We start from the raw sequence: 21,033 nt of genomic DNA, 5'->3' as shown, positions 1-21,033 counted from the left end.
GATACATATGAACATTGGAGTCGTAGGAGCTGGATCTATTGGATTGCTTTTATCTGCCAGATTGGCCCAGAGGAGCCACCACATCGTCTGTTACGTTCAAAGGGAAGATCAAAAAAGAGAGCTGAATCAATGGGGTATTCATCTTCTTCCGGAAAAGGTACGATTACCTGTGCAGGCCAAACGTACTGAACAAATGACAGACCATGATCTTGTGATTGTCTCTGTCAAGCAGCCACAAATACATCCTGTCATCGATGTGATAAAACAAACCTTGTCACCAGATACGCCTCTCCTATTCTTACAGAATGGAATGTCTCATCTTGAACAGGTTCAGAGGCTTAAGCAACCGATCTGGATTGGTGTGGTCGAACATGGAGCGATTCGTTTAAATGATCACACTGTCAGACATACCGGTTTGGGTGTTATTCGTGCAGGAACGCTGCGCAAACAAGACCAGCATAGTATGAAAAATAGGCTGAACATGTTGAATGACGACCGTTTTCCTTTTGTTTATGAAGAAGATTGGGAAAGGATGGTTAAACAAAAACTCGCGGTGAATGCCGTGATCAATCCCCTTACAGCATTATTTAGAGTGAAAAATGGTGACATTATGTTAAATTCCCATATTAAAAAACTGGGTAAGCATCTCTGTTACGAAGCATGTGATGTTCTCGGGCTGGATAGGGATACCATGTGGGAGATGGTCGTTCGTATAGCCCGAGCGACGAGCAAAAATGAATCTTCTATGCTGACAGATATAGAAAAGGGACATGAGACAGAAATCGATTCGATCTCCGGCTATTTGTTAAAGAGCCATGAACTTGATCTTCCCTATACTCGGTTTGTCTATCATGCTGTCAAAGCCATTGAACTGAAAAATCAGGAGGAAGATGACACATGACAGACATCATCATTAGCCTTTTTGCCCTATTTATTACATTGCCAGTCCCCAGCTGGTTTTTGACGTACGTCATTGCTCGAAAAATTTTCGGTCATCCCAGGCGTGCGTTTCATACGGCGTCGGATCTGACGACTTTTTTATTTGTGTTAAGTGTCAGTGCCTGCTTATATGTCATTTTTGGACACTCCTATCTAGCCTGGATTATTGTTTTTCTTATTCTTATTCAAAGTTTCTTGTTGTTTTTTCAGTGGAAGACAAAACATGAGGTGGTTTTTAGCAAGGCCTTCAAAGTGTTTCTGCGCTTTTCTTTTTTGTTGTTTTCCGCACTTTATCTCATACTGATTTGTTATGGTATATATTTGCGGTTGACCGAGATCTGAAACATATGAGATGAAAGGCGCAGCGAATTTCGTTACAATGACTTAGAAGAATACATAGAAATAAAGAAAAAGGAGAAGGTTTCATGGATATTCAGCCTCAAAAGTTGCGGAAAGAGTCAAAAATTTTAACGGATTACCGAAAGCGTTCCTCCTCTGTTTTGTCAAACTTTCATTATGACCCATATGACCCGGAAACGTATTCAGCACGCTTGCAGGATTTAAAACAACGATCATATAAACGCAATGATCTGGCAGATATATTAAAAACAGCCAATGAAAAATGGGGTGCTCCGGCAAAAACTTTGCAGAATATTGAACGGCTGAGGGATGACAGGACGGTTGTGGTCGTTGGAGGACAACAGGCGGGTCTGCTCACGGGCCCGCTGTATACCATTTACAAAATGATCACGGTGATCCTGCTGGCACAGCAATATGAGCGGTCTCTGAAGGTTCCTGTAGTTCCCGTTTTCTGGATCGCCGGGGAAGATCATGACTTTGATGAAGTCAACCATATTATGATGCCAGAAAAAAACCGCATGAAAAAATATAAGATCGGCCAGGTACAGACACGAAAACAGCCGGTATCCTCCATTAAGCTGGATCAAGATCAAGCATCGTCGTGGCTGAAGCGATTATTCCAGAAACTTGATGAAACTCCATATACAAAAGAGTTATATGACCAGCTTCAAGAGCTACTGAATGAAAGTGAGACAATGGTGGACTACTTTTCTAAAATCGTTTTTCATCTGTTCAGTCAGGGAATTGTGCTGCTGGATTCGAATGACCCTGATCTCCGCCGCCTTGAAACAGATTATTTTATCCATATGATCGAACACCGGGAGGAAATTGCTACAGGTGTAACGGAAGCGATCTATAAAAATGCGAGAGAAGGTTATTTCATTTCTCTGGATTGTAATCCGAATGATGCCCATTTATTTTATTTGAAGGATGGGGAACGGATTCTTCTTCAGGTGGATGGTGAAGGGCGATTTGTTGGCAAAAATCAAGAATGTGTGTTAACGAAAGAAGAGTTAAAACAAAGGGTGGTGCAGAACCCTTCCTGCTTCAGCAACAATGTGGTCACCCGGCCGGTGATGCAAGAATATTTGCTTCCAGTTCTTGCTTTTGTCGTGGGACCGGGAGAAGTGAGCTATTGTTCAGCGTTAAAGCCGGCCTTCGAGTCTCTTCATCTAACCATGCCTCCTGTCATTCCGCGCATATCATTTACGATCATTGACAGACGTACGGAAAAGTGGCTGCGCCAGCTCGGTTTAAACTCTCTTCATGCGGTGACAGAAGGTGTTGCTGAGGATAAACTGATCTGGCTGAAAAAGCAGATATCTCCTCCTGTTGAAACAATGGTCGATCATCTGAAATTAACCATTGAGAAAGCCCACCGGCCACTCAAAGAACTGGCAAGGGATATTCAGGCTGATCTCGGGGAAATTGCGGAAAAGAATTTATTCCACATTTTTCAACAAATCGATTATTTAGAACAAAGAATATTTCATGAACAGAAAGTGAAGCACGAACGTACTCTCCAAAAATTTGACTGGCTTGAAGTAATGCTTCACCCCGAGGGAGGTCTTCAGGAGAGAAGCTGGAATATTTTGTACTTTCTCAACCATTATGGGAAAGACTGGATTAATGAAATAGCGGATCAGGAACTAAACTGGGAAGAAGAACATTACTTTGTCTATTTTTAGCAGCCCGTATGACAAAAAGTCGTTTTTTGACATAACATGGATGAAATGATGGGACACGTGAATAAAATCCCCCACCTTCCTCCACCAGGAGGCAACCTTAACATAACTTTTTGATGATTCCTTAATATATCAGAAATTTCTGGTGAAATCCTGTCCATGACAAAGGCAGGATTTTTTCTATTTAGTGGAGAATGATAAAAAATGAGTGGTGGAAAGTGGGGGAATGTGGTAAACTAAAAATAGAAAGTGGGGCGGACGATATGTTCATGGGGGAATTTCAGCACAATATTGATACCAAAGGCAGAGTGATTGTCCCTGCCAAATTCAGGGAGGGTCTTGGTTCTACCTTTGTTTTGACCCGTGGTCTGGATCAATGTCTGTTCGCATACCCCATGGACGAATGGCACCATCTCGAGAACAAACTGAAAAAGCTCCCCCTTACGAAAAAGGACGCCCGTGCCTTTACCCGCTTCTTCTTTTCAGGAGCCATTGAATGTGAAGTGGATAAGCAGGGCAGAATAAATATTCCTCCTCCCCTTAGGACATACGCCCGTCTGGAAAAGGAATGTGTTGTAATCGGTGTATCCAACCGGGTGGAGTTCTGGGCGAAGGATCACTGGGAGACTTATTTTGAAGATTCTGAGGAATCATTTGCAGAAATTGCTGAAAATATGATGGATTTTGATATTTAACGTTAAGCAGGTGAAAGCATGTTCGAGCATTACAGCGTTTTAAAGCAGGAAACAATCGATGGTTTACAAATTAAGCCAGAGGGGACTTATGTGGACTGTACCCTCGGCGGAGCTGGACATGCTTTAGAGATTGCCAGACGGCTGGGGGAAAAGGGAAGATTGATTGGATTTGATCAGGATGAAGCAGCTTTGAGTCACGCAAAAGAACGATTAACACCTTATGAAGATAAGTGTCTGTTTGTCCACGCCAATTTTCAAATGCTCAAGGAGAAACTTCAGGAGCATCAAATTGACTCCGTTGACGGAATCCTGTTTGATCTCGGAGTGTCTTCACCTCAGCTTGATCAAAAAGAGAGGGGATTCAGTTATCAGGAAGAAGCTCCCCTTGATATGAGAATGAACCGTAAACAAAAACTAACTGCTTATGATGTTGTGAATGAATGGAGCTATGAAAAATTAGTCAAAATCTTTTTCAGATATGGTGAAGAGAAATTTTCAAAACAGATTGCAAGAAAAATCGAGCAGCGCAGAACAGATAGGCCAATTGAAACAACCTATGAACTGGTCGAGATCATCAAAGATGCCATCCCTGCTTTTGCTAGAAGGAAGGGAGGCCATCCCGCGAGAAGGGTGTTTCAAGCGATTCGGATTGCTGTCAACAATGAATTACAGGCTTTTCAGGATGCATTACACCAGGCTGCTGAAGTGACATCCATCGGCGGGAGAATTGCGGTCATCACATTCCATTCACTGGAGGACCGCATCTGTAAACAGTCCATGAAGAAATGGAGCACTCCACCACCGGTACCGAAAGACGTACCTGTATTACCGGAAGAGGTGGAACCTCCTTTTAAACTTATAACAAGAAAACCAATTACACCAGGAGAACGGGAACTTGAGGAAAACAGGCGTTCCCGGTCAGCAAAACTCAGAATTGTTGAAAAAGTTCAAACGTGGGATGACCAATATCGCTTGAATGAAAGGTGGAATTAATCATGGCTGCACAACCGGTTCGGAAATTTGACTATTCAAGAGTGCAGACTCAAATACCGCAAAAGAAGCAAGTCGTTGTACATAAGCGTCGCTGGGTTACCAGAGGAGAAAAATTTCTTTACACCTTGTTTATAACAGGGGCACTCGGTTTATCGATTTACATCACGTCTTTCTCCTCATCGCTGGATTCTATTAACAGAAATATCCAAACTATTGAAAATGAAATATCCAATCAGCAAATTGAAAACAGGGTGCTTGAAGCAAAAGTAAACGAATTAAAACAACCAAGCCGTATTTTAGCCATTGCCAAAGAAAATGGGCTGACGATTAAGAATTCGAATGTCAAACAAGCTTCCCCAGTTCAATAAAAGGTGATTGGCGATGCGGAATAAGATGACAAATGTGATGAGCATCCTGTTGATGGGGGTTTTTGCCCTGATTTTTCTCACTCTATATGGCCGAATTGTATATATTCAGGCTACCGGTGAAATCGAGGGTGTCGAGCTGGATGAGTGGGCAGACGAAAAACGGACAAACACCTTATCTCTGGATGCTGAACGGGGAAGAATTTTGGACCGGACGGGTATGGTTCTCGCATATAATCAGCCCACTTACCGCCTTTATGCCATCATCGATAAAAATTACTCGAGTCATTCCGCGGAGCCGCTGCACGTGACAGATCCTGAATCTACGGCAAGGCAGCTAGCTCCGCTCTTAAATATGGAAGAAAAAGATGTTCTCTCTATTTTTCAAAAAGGGCTTGAGAATGGTCGCTTCCAGGTGGAATTTGGAAACTCTGGAAGCCAGTTAACTGCAGAGAAAAAAGAAGAAATCGAGGCTTTAGGTCTTCCCGGGATCTATTTTATACGGGAGACACGGCGTTTTTACCCCAATGGCCCCCTCGCTTCTCATTTAATAGGGTTCACTCAGAATCAGCAGGAGCAGGAAGAGGGAGTCATGGGGATCGAAAAAACATATAATGAACAGTTAGTGGGCAAGGATGGTTTTATTACATATAAGCATGATAAGTACGCCTTCAAGCTCCTCAATCCGGAAGAGATTGTTCAAAAACCGGAAAACGGCGCGGATATATATCTGACGATTGATCAAAAAATCCAGACCTTTCTTGAGGATGCCATGACACAGGTAGAAGAGGAATATGAGCCGGAGCAGATGATGGCAATTGTCATGGATCCGAAAACAGGTAAAATTCTGGCCATGGCCAATCGTCCCACATTTGATCCGAATGAACGGAAAAACATTGTAAACTGGTACAATGATGTCATCTCTCATCCGATCGAACCGGGATCGACCATGAAAATCTTTACCCTTGCAGCGGCAATTGATGCAGGGGTATATAATGGAGAGGATACCTATCAGTCCGGCAGCTACAAAATAAGCGAAAATGCGCAAACCATCCACGATCACAGAAGGGAAGGTTGGGGTGTTATCACCTATAATGAAGGAGTACAGCGCTCATCTAATGTCGGATTTGCGAAATTAGTCTGGGAAAAGCTAGGAACGGAAGAGTTTTTGGAATATTTGCATGCTTTTCACTTCGACCAGAAAACCGGAATTGATATTGACGGAGAACGTACAGGGACCCTTTTATACCGTTATCCGATTGAAAAGGTAACCACTGCTTTTGGGCAGGGAACAACGGTTACAGCCATTCAGTTGATGAAGGCAGCAACAGCGATTGCAAATGACGGCAAGATGATGAAACCTTACGTCGTGGAGGAAATTGTTGACCCGGAACATGGGGAGATTCTCAAGCAAAACAAACCTGTGGTAGCCGGTGAGCCGATTAGAGCGGAAACTGCCCGGGCAGTAAAAGATCTCCTTGAAACGGTTATTACATCCGAACATGGCACCGGACGTCCTTACCGCCTGGAAGACTATACAGTTGCGGGAAAAACCGGGACGGCTCAGATTCCAGACCCTGAAAGCGGCGGATATATGACAGGGAAAGAAAATTATATTTTCTCCTTTTTGGGCATGGCCCCAAAAGAAGACCCAGAATTAATGATGTATGTTGCGGTAAAACAGCCGAACCTGTCTCCGCAGGAATACGGCCCGGAACCGGTTTCGTATATCTTTAAAACGGTTATGGAAAATAGTCTTCACTATTTAAATGTGAATCCGGACAAAGAAAATACCGGTACCGTTTCTGATGCCTTTGTCATGCCGGATTATACAGGGAAAACCGTACAGGAACTAAAAGACGTTTTGGAGAGCCAAAATATAAAAACAGCGGTCATCGGCAATGGCGATACAATCCAGAAAGTTATCCCGGAAAAAGGAACAGACCTGTACTCCGGAAGTTTTGCATTCATATTGACGGACGGGGAACCGGTGATGCCAGATCTGACCGGATGGTCTTTACGGCAAGTTCTGATGTTTGGAGAGTTATTTCAGTTAAAGATTGAACATATGGGGAATGGGTATGTTGTGAAACAAAATATACCCGGGGGAAATAAGATTCAAAACAATCAATATTTAATCATTCAGCTTGAACCGCCGGGAGCAGATGAAACAGAATCTGGTGAAAACATCGATAAAGAAGGTCAGGATGAAGAAGCGGAAGCAAGTGTACAGGCCCAATAACAGGCAGTGTTCTAATTTGTTTTCTTGCCTCATATAGTGGATACGAACGGACTATGGACAAAGGGAGATGAATATGAAACGTGTATCCCATGTCACGGTAAGAAAACGATTAGTCACTGTCTTTCTATTTGGACTGGCTTTATTCCTCGTGATGAGCATACGGTTAGGATATGTTCAATTTATCCTCGGGGATGAACTGTACCAGAAAGCAGAGGAACTCTGGCAAAGAGACATTACACTAGAACCTGAAAGGGGAAAAATTTTAGATCGGAATGGAAAAATTCTGGTAGATAACGTATCAGCTCCATCGGTCAATGTCGTGCCAAGACAGGTGGAAAATCCCCAGAAGACGGCGGAAGCCCTCGCAAATATTTTGAATATGTCGTATGACAAAGCATATGACTATGTAACTAAAGTGGCTGCTGTGGTACGCATACATCCCGAGGGAAGAAAACTCTCAGAGAATCAGGTTCTACAAATTCAAGAATTAAATATGCCCGGGGTTTATATTGCTGAGGATTCTAAACGGAATTACCCCTATGATGATATGTTAGCACATATTTTGGGGTTTACCGGGATTGATAACCAGGGGCTTGCAGGGATTGAGCTGTTTTATGATGATAAACTGAATGGCAAACAGGGTTCATTATCTTTTTTTTCAGATGCAAAGGGGAAAAAGTTGACCGATCATGCTGAAATATACAAGCCTCCTGAAGACGGAATGGACCTAAAACTCACGATCGATGTAAATGTTCAAAAAATCATTGAACGGGAACTGGATCTCGCAGAAGACAAATATAACCCTGATGGAGCTTTAGCTATTGCACTGGATCCGGATACTGGCGAAGTGCTCGGCATGGACAGCCGGCCAAAATTTCATCCATCTAATTACCAGGAAGCAAAGCCGGAAGTGTATAATCGGAATTTGCCGGTGTGGAGTACATATGAGCCCGGGTCAACATTTAAAATCATTACCCTTGCTGCTGCCCTTGAAGAAGGCAAGGTGGATCTTGAAGAAGATCATTTTCATGATCCCGGCTATATTGAGGTGGAAGGCGCCACCCTTCATTGCTGGAGAAGGGGAGGACATGGTTCACAGACATATTTAGAAGTGGTGCAAAATTCTTGTAACCCGGGGTTCGTCAGTCTTGGGGAAAAGCTGGGCAAGAAAAAGCTGTTTTCATATATTGAAAAATTTGGATTCGGTCAAAAAACGGGCATTGATTTGCAGGGTGAGGGAAAAGGAATTTTATTCAAAGAAGAGAATGTAGGTCCGGTTGAGCTCGCCACGACATCCTTTGGCCAGGGGGTATCGGTAACGCCGATTCAACAGGTGATGGCGGTTGCGGCAGCCGTAAATGGTGGTTATTTGTATCAGCCATATATAGCTAGTGAATGGCTTCATCCCGTAACCGGAGAAGTTGTGTCCCAAAAGGAACCTGTATTGAAGGAGAGGGTGATTTCCGCCGAAACCTCTGAAAAAATCCGAAAAGCTCTTGAAAGTGTAGTCGCTCAGGGAACAGGAAGAGGAGCTTATGTCGAGGGATATCGAGTCGGCGGAAAAACGGGTACGGCACAAAAAGTGGGACCTGACGGACAGTATATGAGCGATAATCATATTGTTTCGTTTATCGGCTTTGCACCGGCCGATGATCCGGAACTGGTCGTATATGTAGCCATTGATAACCCGAAAAACACCGTTCAATTTGGAGGTGTAGTAGCGGCCCCTATTGTGGGCAACATTATGTCAGACAGCCTGCGGTCCCTGGGAGTGAAGGAGAGGACAGAAGGCCTTGAAAAGGAATACCAGTGGCCGGATGAACCCCTGATCGAAGTACCGGATTTAGTAGGATTAAACAAAGATGAATTGTCCAAGTATTTGTTGAACCTATCTGTTGATCAGGATGGTCAGGGAAATTACGTCATCGATCAGTCCCCTGAGCCTGGGAAAAAAGTGGAGCAGGGGTCGACAATCCGTATTTTACTCGGTGAGAAAAACTGAAAAATGGTCCATCTTTTATTATCCTTCGTACTGCTGATTTGATATAATAAAACTGCTGTTTATGTAATATGGATCATGAAGGCAGGAGATGTGTGATGTTATTAAATCAACTATTGCAGCCATTAACGTTTTATCAAGTTACAAAATCTATTGATGGATTAAATATAAATCAAATTGAGATGGACTCTCGACGGGTAAGGCAGGGAGATTTATTTGTTTGTGTCCGGGGAACGGCTGTAGACGGACATGATTTTGCCGACGAAGCAATTCAGAGGGGGGCGTGCGCCATTGTTGCAGAGCGCCCCCTTCCTGTCGATGTTCCGGTCATCATCGTACCGGATACGAGAAAAGCCCTCTCCATAATTTCCAATCATTTTTACGGCTACCCTACTAAAGAATTCCGGCTGATCGGCGTTACGGGTACGAATGGTAAAACAACCATGACTTATCTGCTTGAAGAGGTTTTTCGCGAGCATGGGGAAGAGACTGGTGTCATCGGTACGATTCAAATGAAAATTAAAGATAAAACATATCCGGTTATCAATACAACTCCCGACACCCTGTTTTTACAAAAGCATTTTCGTCAAATGGCGGGAGAAGGGGTTACTACCGCCATCATGGAAGTATCCTCCCATGCTTTAGATCAGGGAAGAGTTTATGGCTGTGACTTTGATATCGCCATTTTTACGAACTTAACCCAGGATCACCTGGATTATCATAAAAATATGGATGATTATTTGCGGGCCAAAACTTTGCTGTTTTCCCAGATGGGGAACGTATACAGCGAAAGGCCCAGATTTGGAATTGTAAATATCGACGATCCCTACAGTGAATTTTTTCTAAAAAGTACCCCCTTTGAAACACTGACTTATGGAATCGATCATGATGCTGATATACAGGCAACTGATATCAAATTGAATCCAGACGGAACATCATTTACGATGAAAACACCGGTCGGTACGGTCTCCATTGAATCCAGCATGGCAGGCAAGTTCAGTGTATATAATTTGCTTGGTGCTGCAGGTGGTGCGCTGTGTGCCGGTATTCCGCTGGAAACCATTCAAAAAGCTTTTCAGAAAACAAAAGGGGTCCCCGGGCGTTTTGAAACCGTTTATGGGGGCCAGAATTTTGGTGTCATTGTGGATTATGCCCACACCCCTGACTCCCTAAAAAATGTTCTGGAAACTGCCCGTTCCTTTGTGAAAGGGAAACTAAGGGTCGTCGTCGGATGCGGTGGAGACCGGGATCGGGATAAACGCCCTAAAATGGCCCAGGTGGCCGTATCTTATAGTGATGAAGCGATCTTTACCTCTGATAACCCCAGAACAGAAGACCCTGGACGCATCATTGAAGATATGAAAAAAGGAGTAGAGAAAGGAAGCTATCAGGTGGAAATGGACCGTCGTAAAGCGATTCAGCTTGCTGTGGAACAGGCAGAGGCAGGCGATATGATCCTGATTGCCGGAAAAGGGCATGAAACCTATCAGGAAATCAATGGAAAGCGATATGATTTTGATGACCGCAAAGTTGCCCTGGAAATGATTGAGATGAAGTTGAAAGGAAGATAGGGATGGCAAAACTAACGACAAAAGAATTAACCGAGTTATTTCCTGAATGTAAGGGAGCGGCACACATGCCTTTAGACATCGATGAAGTGGTAACGGACAGCCGCTCAAATACGCATTTTGGCCTGTTCGTTCCAATTGTAGGGGAACGGTTTGACGGTCATGAATTTTTAAAAGATGCCATTAAAAATGGCGCCATTGCTTCCCTATGGCAAAAGGACAGGGATATTCCAGAATTTGTTCCGACGGATTTCCCTCTCTTTTTTGTAGAAGATACCCTGAAGGGTCTTCAGGATTTAGCCAAATATTACCGGAAAAAAGTTGACCCGGTTGTCATAGGAATTACCGGGTCAAACGGCAAAACAACGACGAAAGATTTGTTTGCAGAAATATTTAAAATCAGATTTAAGACCCATAAAACGTCAGGAAATTTTAATAACCATATTGGACTTCCTTTAACGATTCTAAAGATGGATATAGATACAGAAGTCCTCATTGTTGAAATGGGAATGAACCACTTTGGGGAAATCATGGTTTTATCGGAGATTGCCCGGCCGGACGTGGGAGTGATCACAAACATTGGGGAATCCCATATTGAATACCTTGGTTCAAGGGAGGGAATTGCTCAGGCGAAAAGTGAACTGTTAGCAGGCTTAAAAGACGATGGTATTTTAATTATAGACGGGGATGAGCCCCTGCTGGAGAAGTTAAGGGAAAGATGGAAAACGATAACCGTGGGATTCGATGAAGATAATGATTATGTTGTTGAAAATGTCCAGATTGAAGAAGACAGGACCACTTTCACTATGAAAAACCAGGAATATTCCATTCCATTGCCCGGCGGTCATCAGGCGAAAAATGCAGGTTATGCTATAGCTGCTGCTGAGCGGTATGAAATCAGTTCCGCAGCCATTCAAACAGCTCTTCAGAAACTGGAAGTGACCGGAATGCGCTTTCAGAAAATAGTGGCTCAAAACGGGGCAACCATTATTAACGATGCTTACAATGCCTCCCCCACCTCGATGAAAGCGTCCATTGAAGTAGTCAAACAGCTGAGTGCAGAGAGAAAAGTATTAGTTCTGGGAGATATGTTTGAGCTTGGTGAGTGGTCTGAATCATTTCATCGTTCAATTGGTAAACTTATCGAGCCGCCCATATCAGCTGTTTATACAACCGGGGATGCAAGCAAATGGATCGTGGAGTCGATCAAAGACAGGGGGATGCCGGTTCAGGCGTATCATATACAAAATCCGGATGAATTGAGCCAGAAGCTTAAAAAAGAACTGCAGAAAGGAACTCTGCTTTTCTTTAAAGCTTCCAGAGGGATGAAACTCGAAAAGGTAATTGAGAAACTGATATAGAAAAAAATAAAGCAAAAGACCTGTTGAAGGAGGAGAACTACGTGACACAACAAATCCTGCTTATAACAATGGCAGTTGCTTTTTTAATCACGGTTTTACTGTCTCCCATCTTTATTCCCTTTTTACGCAGATTAAAATTTGGACAAAGCATACGGGAAGAAGGACCAAAATCCCACCAGAAAAAAGCCGGTACTCCAACGATGGGGGGAATCATGATCCTTCTTTCGGTATCCATCACAACTCTGGTGATGACATCGAAATTTAATCCCAACCCAATGAGTTTTGAGGTGTTTTTGCTGCTGTTCGTTCTGATTGGGTATGGACTCATCGGATTTTTGGATGACTTTATTAAAATCATTCGAAGACAGAATCTGGGTTTAACTTCAAGGCAGAAATTACTCGCCCAGGTGCTGATTGCTATTATCGTCTATATCATTTTAGACCGTCACGGTTTTCCTACATATATTGCAGTTCCGCTGACGGATATTCAGCTGGAGCTGGGCTTCGGTTATTTCTTGCTTATTTTGTTCATGCTTGTGGGTACATCCAATGCCGTTAACCTTACCGATGGACTGGATGGGCTGGTGGCTGGAACGGGGGCCATTGCATTTGGTGCTTTCGGCATTCTTGCCTGGCATGGGATTCCCCAGTATGAAATCAGTGTATTCTCACTGGCCGTTTCTGGGGCACTTTTAGGTTTTTTAGTTTTTAATTCCCATCCTGCTAAAGTATTCATGGGGGATACAGGTTCCCTTTCGCTTGGAGGGGCCCTCGCGATTGTTGCCATTTTGACCAAATTGGAATTATTGCTGATTGTTATTGGTGGTGTTTTTGTCATCGAGACCTTATCGGTCATCATTCAGGTATTCGTTTTTAAAACGAAAGGGAAACGGGTTTTTCGGATGAGCCCCCTGCACCATCACTATGAACTGATTGGCTGGTCTGAATGGCGTATAGTTACAACATTCTGGCTTGCAGCACTTCTGTTTGCAGCATTAGGCATATACATCGAGGTGTGGTTAAATTGAATCGATTACAACAATTCCCTTACAAAGAAGTACTGGTTTTAGGACTTGCCAAAAGCGGGGCTTCTGCAGCTCAGCTTTTAATTGATAGCGGCATTCCTGTACGGGTCAATGATCTGAAAAGTGAAAAAGAAAATCCTGAAGCGGAAAATCTCAGAAAGCAGGGGATTGAGGTCATTACCGGCCATCATCCGCTCTCTGTTTTAGAGGATGTTGATCTGGTAGTAAAAAACCCGGGTATCCCCTATGAAAATGTAATCGTCAGAGAGGCAGAACGAAGAGGGATACCTATCGTGACAGAAGTGGAACTCGCCGGTATGCTGATTGAAGGTCCCCTTGTGGGAGTTACCGGTTCCAATGGCAAAACGACGACTACCACACTCATCTATGAAATGATTCTAGCTGAGGGAAAGAAAGCAAAAATTGCGGGAAATATCGGAAGAGCAGCCTCGGAGGTTGCAAGGAATATGAAGCCGGATGAAATCATGGTGATGGAATTATCGTCTTTTCAGCTCCTTGGAATAAAGGATTTTCGGCCCCATGTTGCCGTCCTGTTAAATATTTTCGAAGCTCACCTGGATTATCATAAAACAATGGAACATTATATGAAGGCTAAAGGAAATATATTTAAAAACCAGACTGCAAATGACGTGTTGGTTTATAATGCCGATGATCAAAGGGTTCTTCGCTTGATTGAGGATGCTCGCTCAATCAAAGTTCCTTTTTCAATCGAAACGTCCTGCAATGGCGCCTGGGCCGATGAGGAACATATTTATTATAAACAACAAATTCTAATGAAAAGGAATGAACTGAAATTATCAGGCAGTCACCAGTTACAGAATAGCCTGGCTGCTATAGCAGCTGTTAAATCCCTCGATATTTCGGATGAAGCTATTATCAGGGTTCTGCGAACGTTTCGAGGGGTCAAACATCGTCTTCAATATGTTGACACGATTCATGGTCGAACATTCTATAATGATTCAAAAGCGACAAATATTTTAGCCACTTCAAAGGCTCTGGCAGCTTTTCAGCAGCCAGTGATTTTGCTTGCAGGTGGCCTGGACAGGGGAAATGAATTTGATGATCTTGTTCCTTCGCTCCATCGTGTAAAAGCTATGGTTCTCTTTGGTCAATCGGCTCCCAAAATTGAACGCGCGGCTAGAAAAGCAGGAATAGACCAAATCGTTTACGTCGATAATGTAAAACAGGCAGCAAAACAGGCTTATTCCATGTCTGAGGATGGAGATGTGATTTTATTATCTCCTGCTTGTGCAAGCTGGGACCAGTACCGCACCTTTGAGGAACGGGGAGACATGTTTATTGAAGCTGTGCATATGCTTAAATAGGGCCATGTTTTACCTGGCGCCTTAATTTCAATTTTAGGGGTTGAGATATTTCATGCGAGGGAACCACTCGAAGGCTAAAATGCCAGATTTGACATTGATCGTAGTCATCTTTGCGCTCCTTCTGATCGGTGTAGTCATGGTGTACAGTTCATCAGCAGTCTGGGCTTCATACAAATTTGAAGATGCGTTTTTTTATGCCAAGCGTCAGCTTTTGTTTTCAATCGTTGGTCTGGTGGCCATGTATGTAATGATGAACATTTCTTATGTCAAATGGAAGGATCTGGCTAAGCCCATTTTAATCGGCTGTTTTGTTTTGCTCATTGCTGTTTTAATTCCTGGAGTCGGAATGGTTCGAGGTGGAGCAAGAAGCTGGATTGGAGTAGGTGCATTTAGCATTCAGCCATCCGAATTTATGAAACTCGGCATGATTATCTTTATGGCAAAGCTCTTATCTGAACGGCAAAAATACATTACATCATTGAAGGAAGGATTTATTCCTGCGCTGCTTTTAGTCTTTGTACCCTTCGGATTGATTATTCTTCAGCCTGATTTAGGTACCGGAGTGGTCCTCGTCGGGACATGTATGGTGATGATTTTTGTTGGAGGAGCAAAAATATCCCATTTTGTTGGACTTGCACTGATCGGTCTGGCCGGATTTGTGGGGTTAATTTTATCAGCTCCTTACCGAATCAATCGAATCAAAGCATTTCTTAACCCATGGGAAGACCCTTTAGGAGACGGATTTCAGATCATTCAGTCTTTGTATGCGATTGGACCTGGGGGATTAATGGGGCTAGGTCTCGGTCAGAGCCTACAAAAGTTTTTTTACCTTCCTGAACCTCAGAACGATTTTATTTTTGCCATTCTCGCTGAAGAGCTGGGATTCATCGGCGGCAGCTTTGTGATCTTGCTGTTCTTTTTGATGCTCTGGAGGGGAATTCGTATAGCCCTTCATGCTCCCGACCTATTCGGAAGCTTACTTGCACTGGGGATTGTAGGGATGATTGCCATCCAGGTTTTTATCAATATCAGCGTTGTTATTGGCCTTATTCCAGTGACAGGAATTACTCTTCCCTTCCTGAGTTATGGGGGATCTTCACTTACGATTACGTTGCTGGCCATCGGAATTCTTTTAAATATTAGCCGATATGCAAACATTTGAACATGTTTGGAATAAAAAGAGTTTGCTTGAGGCTGGGACAAAAAGAAATAAACAGCGGGAAAAAACGAACCATTTTGTAAAAAAATTTTCGTAGTCAACATGCTAGACTCTTCCGGGAACAGCATGAGCTGAACATCCTTAAAGACAGAAGAATGAGCTGTCTTAGGAAGCCTCAGGCCGTGTACGCGGAAAGCGAAGCATGTTGACGAAATAAAACATATCCGAACTTATTCATGAGATGATTGAATATCGTTCGGATATTTCATTTTCTGATGAAGTTTTGTCCCAGACTGTTTTTTTGCTATGTCACGTGTGGTGGGAACCCCCATTCATTGGAACAGGCATGATGCGGAAAATTGATCTCAGCGCATTCAATCTTTTGGACTATTTCTCCCATCGGTGTCACAATGCTGGAAAACAATGATAAAATATTGGTAGATTATCCTTTTTCGCTCATATATAATGGGATTGGATGAATTCCAAAGGAGGACTTCGTTTTGGAACAGATTAAACATCAGTTAGAATCGCACCAGGTAGGAAAGGTAGCTCTAAATGAGCCTTTAAATAAGCATACAACGATAAAAATTGGCGGTCCTGCCGATATTTTTATTGAACCCGGCGGAATCGAACAATTAAGAAAGACCCTCGACCTTCTAAAAAAACATCATATACCGGTACGAGTGATTGGGAGAGGATCAAATTTATTGATTCCCGATGAAGGTATTCGGGGGGCCGTTATTAAAATAGGGTCAGGAATGGACCACATTGAAGAAATGGGCTCAACGATCCGAGTCGGGGCAGGTTATCCCCTTGTAAAACTGGCAGCAGTTATGAGCAGAAAAGGCAAAAAGGGACTTGCTTTCGCAGGGGGTATACCAGGAAGCGTGGGCGGAGCGGTCTATATGAATGCCGGAGCCCATGGTTCTGATATATCAAAGATTCTCAGCCGTGCCCATATCTTATTTCCGGATGGGACCCTTCAATGGCTTTCGAATGAAGAGATGAAATTTTCCTATCGCACATCCGTACTGCAGAAGGAAAAAAGAGGATACTGTGTAGAAGCTGATTTTCATCTTGAAGAAGGAGACCCCGGGACGCTTACCGCAGAAATGAAACAGTTTAAGGACTATCGGAAAAAAACTCAGCCGTGGAGTCACCCATGTGCCGGAAGCATTTTTAGAAATCCGCTTCCCCATTATGCAGGAAAATTGGTAGAAGAAGCCGGATTAAAAGGGTATACAATAGGCGGGGCTCAAATATCAGAATTACACGGCAATTTTATCGTCAATACAGGAACAGCCACATACAAGGATGTCCTCAGCCTGATCCGTCATGTTCAGAGCACCATTAAAGAAAAATTCAGCATCGAAATGGAGACAGAAGTCGAAATTGTCACATAAAGGGACGTTTCTCTCATTTATTCTGTTTCTAGCTATGATATAATTTGACCATGCACAGTAAGACGGTCTGTGGACATTTTAACCAGCATACCATAAGCATGATACAGACCGTTTCTTTGTTGCTAGAACTCCATTAGGGGATGTCTTTTTCTATGGCGCAAAAAAAAATCATTTCCATTGAAGACCGGATTCCAAAATTAAAGGAGACAAAGAGGAAAAAAGCCAATCGAAAACTGATCATCTATTTAACGATCTTTTTTCTGTTAATTCTGGCGATTATTTATTTGCAGTCACCTTTAAGCAACATTCGGGACATTGAAGTGAAACACAATGATTTTGTGTCAGATGAAGAAATCCTGACCCTAAGTGAACTGTCCGGTGAGGAAAACTTCTGGAAAATTAAATTGTCCGAAATCGAAGAAAAAATTTTGAAAAATCCAGTGATTAAAGAGGTACACGTAGAACGGAATTTTTACAATACGATTTCCATCCATGTGGAAGAGTATGTCCGGGTAGGGTATGTAAAAGATGAGTACGAGTATTATCCCATCCTTGAAAATGGACAGGTTCTGACGGATCAGAAGATACAAAAGCCAGGAAGCGATGCCCCGGTTTTTATAGGATGGGATAATCCTGTTTATTTAACAGAAATCACGGGCGAGCTGAAAAAAATTCCGATAGAAATATCTGCGCTTATTTCAGAAATTCACTGGATTCCCGAAGACGGTAATCCATATAAGGTTCGGCTTTATATGGTGAATGGCAATGAAGTGATTGCTTCGATCCGGAATTTTTCGGAAAAAATGAAGGTGTATCCTTCAATCGCTGCGAATTTAGATCCGGAGCAAAAAGGAATTTTACATATGGACGTCGGGGCATATTTTGAACCGTATAAGAACGACGGGGATGATATAGAAGAAAACAGCGGGGATCCTCAAAGTATTGAAGAGGTTGAATGAACCGATAATTCCAGTCATCATGGTGTGTTTTATCAAATTTTGTCAGAATAGATCTTCTGTCCAGTAGATATGACGCAATACGGACAGAGCGTCTTTGGAAGGTATCTGAACAAGAGGGAAGCCCTTTCTGATTTTTTAATGAAAAATACGTTACACCGTACTGGTTTCACAGGAAAATCAGTTATTTTCAAAAAGATCTATAAAAATTAAAAAAATTAAAGGAAAACGCGCATGAAGCGTAGAAATAGAAAATAATATATCTCTTCACCAGCTATTCCGCCTGTTTTCCATCGGGAAAAAGGGCAGTAATATAAAAGATTTTGTCGAATGCGTTATTCATATAAGACATATTTCGATAAAATTTGATATTTCCGGGATAGGCCCTTAATAGGAGGTGCATCGAGTTGAATAACAATGAAATTCTTGTCAGCCTGGACATTGGGACATCTAGAATCAAAGTGATCATTGGAGAAGTAACCCATGATTCGTTAAATATCATTGGAGTAGGAACAGCCAAATCAAATGGAATGAAAAAAGGGGCCATTGTTGATATAGATCAGACTGTTCATGCCATCCGGAGTGCGGTGGAACAGGCGGAGCGGATGGTTGATATGCAAATTGAGCGTGTGATTGTAGGTGTCAAAGGCAATCATATTCAACTTCAGCCCTGCCACGGGGTTGTTGCGGTTTCCAGCGAAAACCGAGAGATCGGCAATGAAGATATTACACGTGTCATTGATGCAGCACAGGTTTTATCGATTCCGCCTGAACGGGAAATCATCGATGTGTTTCCCAAGCAGTTTATCGTAGATGGCCTTGACGAAATATCAGACCCCCGGGGTATGATTGGTGTTAGGCTCGAGATGGAAGGAACGATTATTACCTGTTCAAAAACGGTGCTTCACAACACATTAAAGTGTGTTGAAAGAGCCGGATTGGAAGTTCAGGATATTTGTCTTCAACCCCTCGCTGGAGGATCTGTTGCTCTTTCCCGTGATGAGAAAAACCTCGGGGTTGCATTAATTGATATCGGCGGAGGAAGCACCACCATTAGTGTTTTTGAATCCGGTCATCTAAAGGACACTACTGTTATCCCCCTTGGCGGGGATAACATTACCAAGGATTTATCCATCGGTTTAAAAACTTCTACGGAACAGGCAGAAGAAATCAAAGTAAACCATGGACATGCTTACTACAATGATGCACAGGAAGATGAAACGTTTGATGTTCCGATAATTGGAAGCAATCAGAGACAGACATTTAACCAGCTTCAAATTTCTGATATGATTGAAGCAAGACTGGAAGAAATTTACTCTTTTGTAGATCAGGAAATAAAACGAATGGGCTATCAAGAACTGCCAGGCGGATATGTATTGACTGGCGGTGTCATGAGTATGCCGGGAGTACTGGAATTAGCACAGGATATCTTCCGGCACAATGTACGAATTGCGATCCCTGATTACATAGGTGTTCGAGAACCCCAGTTTACGGCAGGGGTAGGCATTTTGCAGTTTGCCTATCATAATGCAAAAGTACAGGGAAAAGAACTTGTTACCGCTGTGAGGATGGAAAATATTGATTTGAAACCAAAGAAAAAGAAAGTTTCCAGTTCAAAAGAGGGTAAAAAGAACAAAGAATCTGGCATCGCCAAATTGTTCAGCTATTTTTTTGATTAATCTGGCGTTTCCTTCATAGAAAGATAGAATTTCGGAAACTTGCAAATTGGGAGGAACGGAAAATGTTAGATTTTGAGACAAACATGGATCAGTTAGCAACCATTAAAGTTATAGGCGTTGGCGGTGGCGGCAGCAATGCTGTCAATCGGATGATTGAACACGGTGTTCAGGGTGTAGAATTTATCGCAGTGAATACAGATGCTCAGGCTCTAAATCTGTCAAAAGCAGAAGTAAAGCTGCAAATCGGTGAAAAGCTTACGAGGGGATTAGGTGCAGGAGCCAATCCGGAAGTAGGTCGTAAGGCTGCGGAAGAAAGCAAAGAACAAGTTGAAGAAGCTCTTCAGGGAGCTGATATGGTCTTTGTGACAGCAGGCATGGGTGGTGGAACCGGTACTGGGGCTGCACCTGTTATTGCCCAGATTGCAAAAGAACTTGGGGCCCTGACGGTCGGTGTAGTGACCAGACCCTTTACTTTTGAGGGGAGAAAACGCTCAGCACAGGCAATTACCGGGATTGACTCATTGAAGAATAATGTAGATACTTTAATCGTTATTCCAAATGATCGACTTCTTGAAATTGTTGATAAAAACACACCGATGCTTGAAGCATTTCGTGAAGCGGATAATGTCCTTCGCCAGGGTGTTCAGGGAATCTCTGACTTAATAGCTGTTCCCGGTCTCATTAATGTTGACTTCGCCGATGTAAAAACCATCATGGCTGATAAAGGTTCGGCTTTGATGGGGATTGGCGTGGCGACTGGTGAGAACCGAGCTCAGGAAGCAGCCAAAAAGGCAATTTCTTCTCCATTACTGGAAACTTCCATAGACGGTGCACACGGTGTTCTGATGAATATTTCCGGAGGTAATAATTTAAGCCTGTTTGAGGTTCAGGAAGCAGCAGACATTGTAACATCAGCTGCTGATCAGGAAGTAAACGTCATTTTTGGTTCAGTGATTAATGAAAACCTTAAGGATGAAATTGTTGTGACTGTAATTGCAACAGGATTTGATGAACAGAAAAAGCAGAACAGCCAGACAAATCAGCGTGCGGCTCTGAGAAATACGGCCAATGAACGTCGGGAGCAGCGTTCAGCAGGGCAACATGCTGACAGCAAATCAACGAAAACCATTGAAGAAGATACATTAGATATTCCGACTTTCCTGAGGAATCGAAACCGCAGAAAATAATCAGCATGACTATCACAAAACAAAGGATGTCAGTAGAGGCATCCTTTTTTCTTTTTTATCTCAATTTGAAA

At 42.9% G+C, this 21,033-nt stretch carries 17 protein-coding genes; all 17 read left to right on the top strand.

What is annotated here, in order from left to right; translation table 11 throughout:
- Nucleotides 1-7: 7 nt before the first annotated feature.
- The 17 genes from EDD68_RS01145 to ftsZ all read left to right on the top strand — a co-directional run bounded on the left by EDD68_RS01145 (nucleotide 8) and on the right by ftsZ (nucleotide 20,962).
- Nucleotides 8-901, top strand: coding sequence for a ketopantoate reductase family protein (locus tag EDD68_RS01145; RefSeq protein ID WP_132370287.1), 894 nt, complete (start codon nucleotides 8-10; stop codon nucleotides 899-901).
- Nucleotides 898-1,281: a DUF3397 domain-containing protein gene (locus EDD68_RS15690; RefSeq protein ID WP_132370285.1), complete on the top strand. Its 384-nt coding sequence runs from the start codon at nucleotides 898-900 to the stop codon at nucleotides 1,279-1,281. The genes EDD68_RS01145 and EDD68_RS15690 overlap by 4 nt, the downstream gene beginning before the upstream one ends.
- 83 nt (nucleotides 1,282-1,364) lie before the next feature.
- Nucleotides 1,365-2,987: a bacillithiol biosynthesis cysteine-adding enzyme BshC gene (gene bshC, locus EDD68_RS01135; protein WP_132370283.1), complete on the top strand. Its 1,623-nt coding sequence runs from the start codon at nucleotides 1,365-1,367 to the stop codon at nucleotides 2,985-2,987.
- A gap of 260 nt (nucleotides 2,988-3,247) precedes the next feature.
- The gene (mraZ, locus tag EDD68_RS01130; protein WP_132370654.1) at nucleotides 3,248-3,679 is read left to right on the top strand and encodes a division/cell wall cluster transcriptional repressor MraZ; all 432 of its coding nucleotides are present in this window, start codon (nucleotides 3,248-3,250) and stop codon (nucleotides 3,677-3,679) included.
- Between the two features lie 18 nt (nucleotides 3,680-3,697).
- Nucleotides 3,698-4,672, top strand: a complete 975-nt coding sequence (rsmH, locus tag EDD68_RS01125; protein ID WP_132370281.1) for a 16S rRNA (cytosine(1402)-N(4))-methyltransferase RsmH — start codon at nucleotides 3,698-3,700, stop codon at nucleotides 4,670-4,672.
- A 2-nt stretch (nucleotides 4,673-4,674) separates the two neighbouring features.
- Nucleotides 4,675-5,040: a cell division protein FtsL gene (gene ftsL, locus EDD68_RS01120; RefSeq protein WP_132370279.1), complete on the top strand. Its 366-nt coding sequence runs from the start codon at nucleotides 4,675-4,677 to the stop codon at nucleotides 5,038-5,040.
- Between the two features lie 37 nt (nucleotides 5,041-5,077).
- On the top strand, nucleotides 5,078-7,279 hold the full coding sequence (locus EDD68_RS01115) for a penicillin-binding protein (protein WP_243646718.1): 2,202 nt from the start codon (nucleotides 5,078-5,080) through the stop codon (nucleotides 7,277-7,279).
- A gap of 73 nt (nucleotides 7,280-7,352) precedes the next feature.
- The gene (locus tag EDD68_RS01110; RefSeq protein ID WP_132370275.1) at nucleotides 7,353-9,281 is read left to right on the top strand and encodes a stage V sporulation protein D; all 1,929 of its coding nucleotides are present in this window, start codon (nucleotides 7,353-7,355) and stop codon (nucleotides 9,279-9,281) included.
- Nucleotides 9,282-9,376: 95 nt separating this feature from the next.
- A complete protein-coding gene (locus EDD68_RS01105) occupies nucleotides 9,377-10,849 on the top strand; it encodes a UDP-N-acetylmuramoyl-L-alanyl-D-glutamate--2,6-diaminopimelate ligase (RefSeq protein WP_132370273.1) in 1,473 nt (490 codons plus the stop codon).
- A gap of 2 nt (nucleotides 10,850-10,851) precedes the next feature.
- Nucleotides 10,852-12,207: a UDP-N-acetylmuramoyl-tripeptide--D-alanyl-D-alanine ligase gene (locus EDD68_RS01100; protein WP_132370271.1), complete on the top strand. Its 1,356-nt coding sequence runs from the start codon at nucleotides 10,852-10,854 to the stop codon at nucleotides 12,205-12,207.
- Between the two features lie 68 nt (nucleotides 12,208-12,275).
- On the top strand, nucleotides 12,276-13,235 hold the full coding sequence (mraY, locus tag EDD68_RS01095) for a phospho-N-acetylmuramoyl-pentapeptide-transferase (protein ID WP_243646729.1): 960 nt from the start codon (nucleotides 12,276-12,278) through the stop codon (nucleotides 13,233-13,235).
- A complete protein-coding gene (gene murD / locus EDD68_RS01090; RefSeq protein ID WP_165902013.1) occupies nucleotides 13,232-14,578 on the top strand; it encodes a UDP-N-acetylmuramoyl-L-alanine--D-glutamate ligase in 1,347 nt (448 codons plus the stop codon). The genes mraY and murD overlap by 4 nt, the downstream gene beginning before the upstream one ends.
- A gap of 52 nt (nucleotides 14,579-14,630) precedes the next feature.
- A complete protein-coding gene (gene spoVE / locus EDD68_RS01085) occupies nucleotides 14,631-15,740 on the top strand; it encodes a stage V sporulation protein E (RefSeq protein ID WP_243646717.1) in 1,110 nt (369 codons plus the stop codon).
- A gap of 497 nt (nucleotides 15,741-16,237) precedes the next feature.
- The gene (gene murB, locus EDD68_RS01080; protein ID WP_132370266.1) at nucleotides 16,238-17,140 is read left to right on the top strand and encodes a UDP-N-acetylmuramate dehydrogenase; all 903 of its coding nucleotides are present in this window, start codon (nucleotides 16,238-16,240) and stop codon (nucleotides 17,138-17,140) included.
- Nucleotides 17,141-17,292: 152 nt separating this feature from the next.
- On the top strand, nucleotides 17,293-18,099 hold the full coding sequence (locus tag EDD68_RS01075; protein WP_165902012.1) for a cell division protein FtsQ/DivIB: 807 nt from the start codon (nucleotides 17,293-17,295) through the stop codon (nucleotides 18,097-18,099).
- Nucleotides 18,100-18,503: 404 nt separating this feature from the next.
- Nucleotides 18,504-19,775 carry a cell division protein FtsA gene (gene ftsA / locus EDD68_RS01070; RefSeq protein ID WP_132370262.1) on the top strand — a complete coding sequence of 424 codons (1,272 nt, stop codon included), beginning with the start codon at nucleotides 18,504-18,506 and terminating at the stop codon, nucleotides 19,773-19,775.
- 62 nt (nucleotides 19,776-19,837) lie between these two features.
- Nucleotides 19,838-20,962 (top strand): cell division protein FtsZ, encoded by a 1,125-nt coding sequence (ftsZ, locus tag EDD68_RS01065; protein WP_132370260.1) that lies wholly within the window; start codon nucleotides 19,838-19,840, stop codon nucleotides 20,960-20,962.
- Nucleotides 20,963-21,033 lie beyond the last annotated feature (71 nt).

Source organism: Melghiribacillus thermohalophilus (assembly GCF_004342905.1).
GTDB classification, from domain to species: Bacteria; Bacillota; Bacilli; order Bacillales; family Alkalibacillaceae; genus Melghiribacillus; species Melghiribacillus thermohalophilus.
The sequence above is the reverse complement of the archived record's forward strand: the minus strand, read 5'-3'. Positions and strand labels throughout refer to the sequence as shown.

What these genes read in the sequence shown, in the direction of transcription:
- mraY (WP_243646729.1), top strand. Translation starts at nt 12,276, where the DNA reads ATGGCAGTTGCTTTTTTAATCACGGTTTTACTGTCTCCCATCTTTATT.
- mraZ (WP_132370654.1), top strand. Translation starts at nt 3,248, where the DNA reads ATGTTCATGGGGGAATTTCAGCACAATATTGATACCAAAGGCAGAGTG.
- EDD68_RS01105 (WP_132370273.1), top strand. Translation starts at nt 9,377, where the DNA reads ATGTTATTAAATCAACTATTGCAGCCATTAACGTTTTATCAAGTTACA.
- EDD68_RS01110 (WP_132370275.1), top strand. Translation starts at nt 7,353, where the DNA reads ATGAAACGTGTATCCCATGTCACGGTAAGAAAACGATTAGTCACTGTC.
- bshC (WP_132370283.1), top strand. Translation starts at nt 1,365, where the DNA reads ATGGATATTCAGCCTCAAAAGTTGCGGAAAGAGTCAAAAATTTTAACG.
- rsmH (WP_132370281.1), top strand. Translation starts at nt 3,698, where the DNA reads ATGTTCGAGCATTACAGCGTTTTAAAGCAGGAAACAATCGATGGTTTA.
- EDD68_RS15690 (WP_132370285.1), top strand. Translation starts at nt 898, where the DNA reads ATGACAGACATCATCATTAGCCTTTTTGCCCTATTTATTACATTGCCA.
- EDD68_RS01100 (WP_132370271.1), top strand. Translation starts at nt 10,852, where the DNA reads ATGGCAAAACTAACGACAAAAGAATTAACCGAGTTATTTCCTGAATGT.
- ftsZ (WP_132370260.1), top strand. Translation starts at nt 19,838, where the DNA reads ATGTTAGATTTTGAGACAAACATGGATCAGTTAGCAACCATTAAAGTT.
- EDD68_RS01075 (WP_165902012.1), top strand. Translation starts at nt 17,293, where the DNA reads ATGGCGCAAAAAAAAATCATTTCCATTGAAGACCGGATTCCAAAATTA.
- EDD68_RS01115 (WP_243646718.1), top strand. Translation starts at nt 5,078, where the DNA reads ATGAGCATCCTGTTGATGGGGGTTTTTGCCCTGATTTTTCTCACTCTA.
- EDD68_RS01145 (WP_132370287.1), top strand. Translation starts at nt 8, where the DNA reads ATGAACATTGGAGTCGTAGGAGCTGGATCTATTGGATTGCTTTTATCT.
- ftsL (WP_132370279.1), top strand. Translation starts at nt 4,675, where the DNA reads ATGGCTGCACAACCGGTTCGGAAATTTGACTATTCAAGAGTGCAGACT.
- spoVE (WP_243646717.1), top strand. Translation starts at nt 14,631, where the DNA reads ATGCGAGGGAACCACTCGAAGGCTAAAATGCCAGATTTGACATTGATC.